General features: G+C 64.1%; 8 protein-coding genes and 1 pseudogene. 8 read left to right on the forward strand and 1 reads right to left on the reverse strand.

The window, feature by feature from the left end; genetic code table 11:
* Positions 1-18 precede the first annotated feature (18 nt).
* Positions 19-405 carry a helix-turn-helix domain-containing protein gene (locus QC180_RS03910; protein WP_278261148.1) on the reverse strand — a complete coding sequence of 129 codons (387 nt, stop codon included), beginning with the start codon at positions 403-405 and terminating at the stop codon, positions 19-21.
* A gap of 361 nt (positions 406-766) precedes the next feature.
* Between QC180_RS03910 and QC180_RS03915 the strand changes: the two genes are divergently transcribed.
* The 8 genes and pseudogenes from QC180_RS03915 (at position 767) to QC180_RS03950 (ending at position 10,123) form a co-directional block, all read left to right on the forward strand.
* The gene (locus QC180_RS03915; protein ID WP_278261149.1) at positions 767-1,450 is read left to right on the forward strand and encodes a hypothetical protein; all 684 of its coding nucleotides are present in this window, start codon (positions 767-769) and stop codon (positions 1,448-1,450) included.
* A gap of 212 nt (positions 1,451-1,662) precedes the next feature.
* A pseudogene (locus QC180_RS03920) lies at positions 1,663-2,920 on the forward strand (IS256 family transposase).
* A gap of 823 nt (positions 2,921-3,743) precedes the next feature.
* Positions 3,744-6,596, forward strand: a complete 2,853-nt coding sequence (locus QC180_RS03925; RefSeq protein WP_278261150.1) for a hypothetical protein — start codon at positions 3,744-3,746, stop codon at positions 6,594-6,596.
* A gap of 87 nt (positions 6,597-6,683) precedes the next feature.
* A complete protein-coding gene (locus tag QC180_RS03930; protein ID WP_278261151.1) occupies positions 6,684-7,190 on the forward strand; it encodes a DUF6301 family protein in 507 nt (168 codons plus the stop codon).
* A 735-nt stretch (positions 7,191-7,925) separates the two neighbouring features.
* Positions 7,926-8,525 carry an ImmA/IrrE family metallo-endopeptidase gene (locus QC180_RS03935; protein ID WP_278261152.1) on the forward strand — a complete coding sequence of 200 codons (600 nt, stop codon included), beginning with the start codon at positions 7,926-7,928 and terminating at the stop codon, positions 8,523-8,525.
* A 276-nt stretch (positions 8,526-8,801) separates the two neighbouring features.
* Positions 8,802-9,584, forward strand: a complete 783-nt coding sequence (locus QC180_RS03940) for a PE-PPE domain-containing protein (RefSeq protein ID WP_278261153.1) — start codon at positions 8,802-8,804, stop codon at positions 9,582-9,584.
* 34 nt (positions 9,585-9,618) lie between these two features.
* Positions 9,619-9,849: a hypothetical protein gene (locus tag QC180_RS03945; protein ID WP_278261154.1), complete on the forward strand. Its 231-nt coding sequence runs from the start codon at positions 9,619-9,621 to the stop codon at positions 9,847-9,849.
* Positions 9,830-10,123, forward strand: coding sequence for a hypothetical protein (locus tag QC180_RS03950; RefSeq protein WP_278261155.1), 294 nt, complete (start codon positions 9,830-9,832; stop codon positions 10,121-10,123). The genes QC180_RS03945 and QC180_RS03950 overlap by 20 nt, the downstream gene beginning before the upstream one ends.
* The last annotated feature ends 284 nt before the right edge of the window (positions 10,124-10,407 follow it).

The raw sequence follows: 10,407 nt of genomic DNA on the forward strand, positions 1-10,407 counted from the left end.
TCGCAGTTTCGGCCCCGGCTACTCGCTGTTCCGTGCCGCCCGCAGCCCGTTCACATAAGCCGCGACGATCTGCAGATCGCCCTCGGACAGCCCGGACAGATCGACGATGCCCTCGGGTGACCGTCCACGCTCGACCGGAACAGCCTCCAGCCCAACCTGTTCCAGCAGCGGCTTCGCGTCGACCCCGACCGCCTCGGCCATGGCCTGCAGTGTCTCGGCCGTAGTGCTGGCGGGCACCTTCTGCCCACGCTTGTATTGCGTGCCGTTCTCGATCTGGGTCCACAGACTCGTACTGATGCGTGCCGCTTTCGCGGCGCGGTCCATCGACATCTCGCGCTCCTTGCGAGCAAGTCGCAGGGTGGCGCTGACCTCGGGCGGGACCACCGCGCTCCGTTGTCTCACCATGCAGCGATGGTAGCAGGTTGTTTGCACTGATGCATGAAATGCATGTAGCGCAGATTCGCAGACTTCGCTCCGGATCTTGTCCATCATCACTGATAGAGCGCGTAATGGGCTGTGGTACGGACGTACTGGATAGCGGATCGGTCTCCTCCGCTTGACATAGCTGTTGCAACAACGTTGCATACAACGAGTGTTGGACCGTGGATCTCTGCAGGGGGAGCGGCTCGACTCTGATCAGGTATGCCGCCCCCAGTCGGCGGCACCTGGTGCAACAGATCTCGACCGAAGGAGTGTGTACATGGGTGCGAGCGGTGCCGAAACGGTATCGAGCCGCATACGGGAGGATTCGTGTGGCGTAACGCCGTTGGACAGGTGGGCCGACGACGCCCACCTCTATCTCGACCGAGATACCGCCAGGGAACTGGCGCGGACCCTCGGTGCGATCCCGGGCCTGGCCGAGGATCTGTCGGACGCGCGGACGCGCCAGACCCGCTTCGGCGCGGTCGACTACCGCACCCGCAACGGCGCGCGGGAGCAGCGTCTGCCGTTCAATCCGGCCGCGGCCCGGGTGGAGGATGAACTCCAGGCCGTGCTGGTCTCCTGGGTGCGGCTGGTGTGTGAGCAGCGTGCCGTCGAGTACTCGGGTGTCGTGAGTATCGCCGGTATGGCGGAATGGTTGCAGCGCAACATCGTCGCCTTCGCGATGACCGAGGGCGTCGAGCAGGCTCCCGGCGAGATCGCCGCGGCCGTCGCGGCCGCCGAGTCGGTGGTGTGCCCGCCCGCGGCGATGGCAGCGGCCGACGCCGAGCTCGTCGTCAAGGCGCGGTCGGTACGACTGAACATCTCCGGCATCTGCAAGCTCGCCGTGCAACTGGGCGAAGGCTTCCAGAACCTGAATGCCCGTCGCCTGCGCACGCTGCGCGAGGCAGGACTGATCGCACCGGTGCCGGGCCCCTGGGCGCCCGACTGGCCGGAGCTGTTCGTCGTCGGCCAAGTGCTGGACGCGCACCGGAGTTTCCCGACGCGACAGCGAGCGAAGAACGTGTAAGTGAATGCAGTACCAGCGGGGCGTCGGCCGATTGTGGCCGGCGCCCCGCTGTCGTCTGTGACTGACCGATCTGCTTACGCCACAGCCGAATTCGATGCTCACCGTCCCGTGGTCGGCCTCGGCGCGCGGCCGTCACCAGGACTTTCAGGGAATTTTGGAGTGTGGGTTGACACGTCCGCATCGGTGATGGAAGCTGGTCCCAGCGGGTTCCGCTGTGCCCAAAATCGTCTAGCGACAATAACTTCGGTCGCGTATCTGCAGGCCTTCTCAGTGACGCCCTGGCCGAGGCGTCACCAGACTTGATGCGCAGCCTGCTGCAAACGATGATCAACGCACTGCTCAGCGCCGACGCCGTAGCCGGCGCGGAATGGGGCAAACCCAGCCCTGACCGGATCACCCGCCGCAACGGCTACCGACACCGCGACCTCGACACCCGCGTCGGCACGATCGATGTCGCGATCCCGAAACTGCGATCAGGCACCTACTTCCCGGAATGGTTGCTCGAACGCCGCAAACGCGCCGAGACCGCGATGATCACCGTCGTCGCGGACTGCTACCTCGCCGACGTCTCGACCCGACGGATGGACAAACTCGTCAAAACCCTCGGCATCGCCTCACTGTCGAAGTCCCAGGTCTCACGCATGGCCGCCGAACTCGACGAGCATGTAGACCAGTTCCGCCACCGCCCTCTGGGCGAGGCGGGCCCGTTCACCATCGTCGCCGCCGACGCGCTGACGATGAAAGTCCGCGAAGGCTGACGGGTGATCAACGCTGTCGTGCTTGTGGCGACCGGCGTCAACGCCGACGGCCGTCGCGAAGTCCTCGGCCTACGGGTCGCCACCAGCGAGACCGTGGCCGCCTGGAACAGCTTCTTCGCTGATCTGGTCGCCCGCGGCCTGACCGGTGTCCGCTTGGTCACCAGCGACGCACACTCCGGCCTGGTCGAAGCGATCGCGGCGAACCTGCCGGGCGCGGCTTGGCAACGCTGCCGCACCCACTACGCCGCGAACCTGATGGGCGTGACCCCCAAAATCCATGTGGCCGGCAGTGAAGGCGATGCTGGGCTCGGTCTATGACCAACCCGACGCCGAGGCTGTTCATGCCCAGTTCGACCGCCTCCTCGACTACGTCGAAGACAAACTCCCAGACGCATTCGACCACCTCGACACTGCTCGCGCCGAGATCCTCGCGTTCACCGGCTTCCCGGAAGAGTTGTGGCAACAGATCTGGTCGAACAACCCCAACGAACGACTTAACCGCGAAATCCGGCGTCGCACAGACAGTGTCGGGATCTTTTCCAATCGTGACGCGATCATCCGTCTCGTCGGCGCGGTCCTGGCCGAGCAAACCGACGAATGGGTCGAAGGACGCCGCTACCTCGGCCTCGCCATCCTCGCCAAAAGCCGCCTCACCCTGATCACCGACACCAGAATAGAGGTGAACGAACCCACCCACGAACTCAGCGCCTGAATCCCGCATCCGAAGGACGTTGCGTTACAACACTACTCGGGACTTGATCGGAACTCGTCGGTCCATTGTTGCCTGCCTTCTCGCCGCGCCGCCGGAAAGGCGGGACCGCGCCAATCGATGAACAAACCATCTTCACCGCTTGGACCGAGGCAGGCCTATGGCGGTGGCTACAGTGCGCCGTGCTCGACGGTGCGTCGGTTCGGGCAAATGGGAGGTCCGTTGACCAGGCTCAATCCGGTCGACCGAGGTGAATCGGGCTCAAAACTGCACGTGTTGTCCGACCGCGCGGGACACCGTTGGCGGTCGGTCTCGGCAGCAAGACACTGCTGACGTGGCAGCTTTGCGCCCGTTGGCGAATGCAATCCCCGCAGTCCGCTCCCGGTGCGGAACACATCGCCGCCAACCTGGAAAGCTGCATGCGGACAGGGCATATGACGTCGTGATCTGCGCGACCAGGTTAGTGATCGAGGCATCGGCGTGCGTACCGCGCGCCTCGGGATCGAGTCGAGCCGATACCTCGGTCGGCACCGGTGGGTGATTGAACGCACTATTGCTTGGCTGGTCGGCGGTCACCGGTTCTCGATCCGATACGACCGCAAGGATGCTCACTTCTGTGCGTTGTTCACTCTCGCGGCGACGCTGATCTGCTGAGCCCTCACTTCTGATCCCTGGAAGTGAGGGCTTTGTCGTGGACGCATCAGTGCGGCCACAGAACCGCGATGGCCCCATGGTCCGCGTCTGCAGGCGCATCGCCTTCGTCCACTTCGGCGTGGTGATTCGCGCCAATATTTCTGTTTCTAACCGAAGGTCGAGGTGATAGACGGTGGCACCCACCGGCGATAAGGGCAGTAGTCATGGTGTGATGGGGATGTTCGGTCTCACCCCGGAAACCGCCGACAAACCGCAGTCGAATTCTGTTCCGGGAACCGGGTCGAACAGTGGACCGGACCCAATTCTCGTGCAAGTCCTCGACCCCGGAACGTCTGGGCAGCAACCAACTACATCGGAGAGTCCGCTCACGGCGGAGCAGCAGGCGCTTGCGGACCTAGCTCTGGTTCAAGGCCCGGCGGCGGAGCAGGCGCAGCAGCCCGCCCCGGTCGGCGGAGTCGAGGACCTGAATGCGCTGCTAGAGAGCGAGCAACCGGCTAACGGTGAGCCGCTGACTTTGCCGAGCGATACGACGGTCCAGAACAGAAACATTCCGTTGCCCAACGGGCTGACTGGTCACGAGTACACGATAACGATCCCTGGCCAGGAGCCGTTCGTATCGAGCGCTGGTGTAAAGCAGGGTATTTCGGACGATCAGCTTGCCGGGCTTTTCACCTTGGACGAGTACTACACGAGCGAGCAACGCGATCATGACCTTGCGCTCGTGGCCGGACGGCCGACCGGATTGATTGGCCCAGTCAGTCCGCAAGCCGTGATCGATGCGCAGAACCGTCTCGACTCGCACTGGCGACCTGGTGGGTTGTGGCTGGCCGACGGCAGCACCGTGCTGCCCGATGCGGTCTACTCCGCCGGTGAGGTAGCGGCCGACCTTGCATTGGCCAGTACCGAAGGTGCCCTCGACACTCGTAGCGAACAACTGCGTCAGCAAGCCCGCGAGCGACTGCTCACCCATCGCTACAGTTTGGCCGCGCAGGCAGCTGACCAGATCGACGCGCGCTACGCCAATATGGATCCGGGCAGCGCTGAATATCAGGCCAAGATCGCTGGTCTCATCAAATCCGGCGTTCTCGGTATTCACGCGGAAGAAGTTCTGCGGCAGAACAGTTTGGCTGCGAGTGCGCGACTCGAAATGGCTGGCGTCCCGGTAGACCGATCGGTCGGCGACATGCTCGCCACCCAGAGTTTCGCTTCCTCTTCGGGGGCGAGTACGCCGCCAGCGCTGATCCTCGCGGCCAGCGATGGCAACCCGTTAACACCAAGCACCGTCGATCAGGCCACGGCGCCCGGAGATTCCGGAGCTGCCCATGCACTGGTGCCTGCCGAGGCGGTCTGGGCCCTTATGCTGCCCGGCCTCCTTGCTCCTGGCAGCACGCTGTCTCCTGAGGCCGCCGCGGCGGTATTGGGTACAAGCGCGACAGCCGGTGCCGGTGCGGGTACCGCTGGCACGGGTGCGACAACGGCCACAGTCGGTGGTCTTACGGCGGCCGCCGCCCTAGGTACGGTCATGAGCCTTGTCGTCTCGACCGGCGGTGTGCCGTTGCTTCCGTCGTCGACAACACCGGCCATCGGGAAGAACGACTATCCGGAACCAGCTCCTGACTCAATCCCTTGGGCTACTCCGGGAATGAACCCGTGGACACACGAGGGGACCGGTCCCACTGTCCCGCAGTCGATACCAGGCGTCGACGCGACAAATCCGTCCATAGCCAACCCAAACCCCAACAACGGTACGCCCAGCTCGCCAAGTGTCCGACCGACCCCGGCCGATGACCCTAATACGGTCTCGCAACCGGTCCGGTTCCCCAGTACGAAGCCGGGACAACCGGACGTTCCGATCGAGGGCACATTTTGGGACGGCAACGGCATCCTCCGGAACGGCCGCGGCAACCCTCGCGGCGAGCAACCAGGTTCGTACCCCAGAACAGGCAACGAGGTCAATCTCAAAGCTGACCTGTTCGAGCTCGATACGTGGTCGTTGGACGACATTGATGAGGCGAAACGGCCACCGGTCATTGCGGCCATGGCGGTGGTGCACGGTGCGGAGCTGTATAGGGGTATGCATTACGCGTGGGTCGAAACGCTTGCGAACGTCCTCGGCGTCGATGTCGCCAAACTCACCGGCAGTAGGAGCGTGGGCGAAGCGGCGCTGGACGATCTTCGGGAACGTGGGATGCCTGCGCATCTCCTGGAGAGTGCGGTCGATGCGTGGTGGGATGCCAAAGCCCCGGTCGATCGGGCAAAGGAACTTCTCGGCGAGGCGGGTGCCATCGCGATGCTCGAGAGCGACGGTTGGACGGTCAACACCCGCCCAAGGGGCGGCTATAGGCACGATATCGTCGCGGTCAAAGACGGTCAGGTCATGGTCATCGAAGCCAAAGGCGGTAACCCCGGAAAACCCAGACCGGGAGACGCTGAGGTTCCTGATGGCCCGGATAGCCCCACTACGATTCGGGCCGAGCAGATGACCGACCCCTATCTCTGGGGCAAGCTCAAGGAGGATGCCCAGGCCGATCCCGCCTTCATGGAATGGCTGATCGCACAAGGTGTATGGGAGGCGATCCAGAATGAAGACCCCTCCCTAGTTGGTTACCGCCTGACCAAAACCGACACAGAAGGGAAAATCACGGTCTACGGCTCCACTCAGGAACCGATCAACAGTGGAATTCCCAGCCACACCATCGTTGGCAAGACCACTGGAAACCGGCCAGGAACCCCCGCGATCGGCAGCAGCCCTGGCCCGACCCTGCACGGGGTCGCACAGTCAATCGCTCCGTTTGGGCACCCCGGATCCTGGCTCAGCGGACTCGTCCAAGGGCAACGAGACCACCTCTCCGCACTCGCCCATTCGGCCGCCCGGATTCGGCCTGTACCAGCGTTGCAACCTGGGCAATGGCCCCGCAAGGAAACCGCAGACCAATCTCTTACAGTCACTGTCACGACTCCGGTGAAGTGTCTCGCCCACACCATCTCCCGAGCCGAGCAGTTCCAATGCCTAACCTATTTGTGAACCGACCTCGTACCCAGGACTGTGTAAAGCTGGACTACTACCGCCACCTGCGGCTATCAACCACGAGAAGGAAGCGATCATAACCCCATGAGAGTGGATATCGACCGCGCTGCGCAAGTCGTCCGTGTGGCGGCGGAGTTCGACTGGAGCTGGACCGCAGACGATCTGCCTGCCTTCAGTGAGCGGGTCGGCTGGCATCTAGACCGGCTCGACACGAGGTGGCCAAGTCTGAACACGAACCTCGACGTCAATCGTACCGACACTATGCTCAATGTTGGTAGTGCTGCTCAGCCCGGTGGGCCTCGCCAGCTGAAGCAGATCGCATTCAGTGTTACTGATGTCGTTGTCGATGGTCCCAGTGTGGAGCCCGCGTTGAATGGGGTATTCGACGACCTTTGGCAGGCGGTGTTCGAGGTTGTGGGGAAGCGGCCGACGGGGTGGTGGATTGTCCCGTCTCGGGGCTTGCGATGGGATCTGCCGTCGGTTGTGGTGACTGTGACCATGAGCGCCAGATCTGTCTACGTCCGGCTTGTCAGCCCCGCGTACCAACGGTGGAACGATGAGAACGACCAGTCCCTCGAGGATGACGAATGAGCTGCAGCAGTGTCGGGGCTACGCGCATGACTCTGTGGGTCACGCGGGTGCGGAAGCATCAGCCTGCTGCACAAATGACGAAGATGGTTCCAGTACAGCGAGGTTGAGCTTACGCCGTTGGGATTCCTTCACCCAGGGCTCGCGCTGATGCCTCTAAAGTGGCCCTTCTACCAGGCAGTTCAAGCCTCCGTGCTCCGGGGTTTGACACTCCCGAGCCCGTGGTGCACAATGGTTGCAGCGGGATTCGCTGTGCGCAAAATCGTTCTGCAAGGCTAGATTTGGATATCTGGTGCGCAGTTCAGCTACCGGTCCTGACTGAAGGGCAGGTTCTCCTCAACACTAGAATGACTAGGCGCTCTCAACCGAGAGTGCCGCGTCTTCGGGTTTGTTGGATGAGGTCTTCTGTGTCAGGTGCATTCGATGCGTTCACTCCCGATGAGTCGGGCAGTTCCGCGGAAGACCCCCCTCCTCGTGCGGATGAGCGCGGGTTCCATGGCGCGGAACCAGCTCATCGCCGCAGAGTGTTTCGAGCCGGTCATGTCGACTTCTCGGACATCTGCCTCGAAGACCTCCAGGTAGTGGCGGGGGCCGTGGATCGCTGGCGTGCTCTGCGTCCACCCTTCGTCGGGGCGCACTCCACCTCGCGGTGAGTTCAGGACTGGCATCCGTCGCTGTCGGGGTGGCATGGATGCGGCAGGTCCTGTCGAGCAGCGAGTGTGAGAGTTGTGTTTCCCCATGGGTGTTGAGGACGAGTCCGAAGCGGAGATGCCGGACTCACCAGGTATAGCGGTGCAGCGCAACGGGTTCAACGCCCACGAGGTTGCGTTCAATCAAGGAATCCGGGTCGATTCGGTGATTGTGTACGACTTCGTCTCGTACTGGTCGATCGCTGATCGCGCGGTGCTGATCCAAGCTGATCTGTCGGGTCGGGTGCGTAACGAGGTGATCGCGCATTCGATCGCGCATATCGAGATGGCCGAGTCGCCGGAGTTACTCGCGGCGTTGGACGGTGACCTGTGGCGTGGCCGGATCGAGATGCAGGTCCATCATGTCGTCGCGCAACGGTTGATCCCATTGGCGGATCTGCGTGACGCGCTCGAGATCGGTACCCGGATCGCTGATGTGTCGGCGGTCCTCGGGGTGACCGACTTCCTGCTCGGTTGGCGTTTGCAGCATCTCACTGATGAGGAGCTGGGCATGATCCCCGTGCATTTGCTGAACCGTCTCGGCTGGCTGCCGGGTATGCCGTCCGAGTACCCCTATCGGTGCCTGTGGCCGACATCCAGTTCGGGACACGTGTTGAGCCGACTGGCCCCCGGCCGCCACCACAAATAGCTTGCACCACCCGATAAGCCCTCGCTCCTGATCTCAGGAGGGAGGGCTTTGTCATGGGCGCACCCGCGCCCCTGAGCCCATGCGGCCAGCCCCCGAAAGAAGCGCATTCGACCGAAGCGGGTTGAGAGCCTGCCGCATGCCCGCCCCTGACGCGCCCGTCTCCCGCACTCCTTCCGCGGTCGCAGGCGTCGCCGCAGCGCAGGGGCGATTCGGTCCCGCTCCGGACGAGCCGTCCGGGGCGGGACCACCCACGTCACGTCGCAGAGAGGTTCCCTCATGTCGTTCTGGTCCAGCCGTTCACCCCGTCCCAGCTGGGACTCCCGCACCATCGATGTGCTGGTGGTCGGCGGCACCTGGAATCCGGGCGGCGACGGAGTCACCTCGGCGTTCACCGACGCACTGAACAAGTCGATCTTCACCACCCGGATGGTCGCCTACCCGGCTGACTACGGCACCCACGTGAGCTACACGGAGAGCGTCGCCGCAGGTAGGCGAGCGCTACTGGCGGCCGTCGAAAGGTCGCCGAACCCCGTTGTGCTGGCGGGCTATTCGCAAGGCGCGGCGGTGGCAGGCGACCTCGCCGCCGAGATCGGCCGAGGCGAACACCCCGGCCGCGAGGTGATCGCCTGCGCGCTGATCGCCGACCCCCGCAGACCGGCGGGAAAGTATCTGGGCGACAACGATCCCGGCGGCTTCGGCATAGTCGGCGAACGCCCGATCACGAACATCCCCGCCTACTGGGCCGCGGCACCGGGCGACCCCATCACCGCGCTCCCCGCAGGCAACCCGCTGCGCACCATCGCCGACCTGAGCGCGTTCTTCAGCTTCGCCGACGCGAACGCCGCCCAGCGCTGGGCGCAGCGCATGTTCGACACCGCGCTACGTAATCAGTTGCAGCGCTGGTGGTCACCGGCGAACTGGCGGGAATGGGCCGGCGCCGTCGCCTACGCCCGCGGCTACCTCGTCGACGGCCGTCACACCGAGGACTACGTCCGCGGCGGCCACGCCCGCGCCCTGGCGCAAGCCCTGAACCGCGATATCGCCGAAGGCCGTATCTGACGGCGCGTTTCGCGAACCTTGGAAAGGAATCATCGTGCGTATCAGCAAGGTGCCCGAACCGGCACTTGTTCGTTCGGTACTGGTCGCCATCACCGGCGTGATCGCCTATCTGCTCGGCCGCGAGGTCGACACCGCCTGGGTCGAGACCCTGCTGACCCTGTACGGCCTGGCCACCCCGGTCATCGCCGGGGCGATCATCCGACCGGCGGTCACCCCGGTCGCCGCGAAGACAGGCGAGGCATCCGGTGACGTGGTTAAGCCCTGAACTGATCCAGGCGACAGGTGTCGCCCTGGCCACCGTGATCGGGGCGGTGACCGCGTGGCAGGCACGCGAGGTCTCGAAGCTGCGCGAGCGGGTCGTCGCCCTCGAGGAACAGGCCGCCGACGACAAGCTGCGTTTCCGTGACGCGATCCGCCTCATCCGCGCCCTGCAGCGCCATATCGACGAATTGCTCGGCTTCCTGCGTCTGCACGTCCCCGGCCAGGAACCACCGGCCGCGCAGTACAAGATCCCGGCCACCCTTCAAGAAGAAATCTGACGGCACCTACGCGGTGCCTTCCCGGAACAGCATGCGGTCGGCCCCCGGAGAACACTCGACACAGTGCGGGATTCGAGCCCGCCGCATGCCGCGCCCCTGATGCGCCCGTCTCCCGTAGGTGGTCTGCGGTCGAGACGCCGCCGCAGCGTCAGGCGCGCCGGTCCCGCCCTCGGCACTTTCCCCTCGTCAGTCGAGGGCGGGACCTTCGAACCTCGACCAAGGAGAAACCCATGAGCTGGACCGGAGACCCGGTATGGCTGGCCGACGTCCTGCGCGAAGCCGGG

The sequence above is a fragment of the Nocardia anocheti genome (assembly GCF_029675105.1).
Classification (GTDB): Bacteria; Actinomycetota; Actinomycetes; order Mycobacteriales; family Mycobacteriaceae; genus Nocardia.

Coding starts and splice junctions, on each gene's coding strand:
- QC180_RS03935 (WP_278261152.1), top strand. CDS start 7,926: ATGGGTGTTGAGGACGAGTCCGAAGCGGAGATGCCGGACTCACCAGGT.
- QC180_RS03930 (WP_278261151.1), top strand. CDS start 6,684: ATGAGAGTGGATATCGACCGCGCTGCGCAAGTCGTCCGTGTGGCGGCG.
- QC180_RS03940 (WP_278261153.1), top strand. CDS start 8,802: ATGTCGTTCTGGTCCAGCCGTTCACCCCGTCCCAGCTGGGACTCCCGC.
- QC180_RS03910 (WP_278261148.1), bottom strand. CDS start 405: ATGGTGAGACAACGGAGCGCGGTGGTCCCGCCCGAGGTCAGCGCCACC.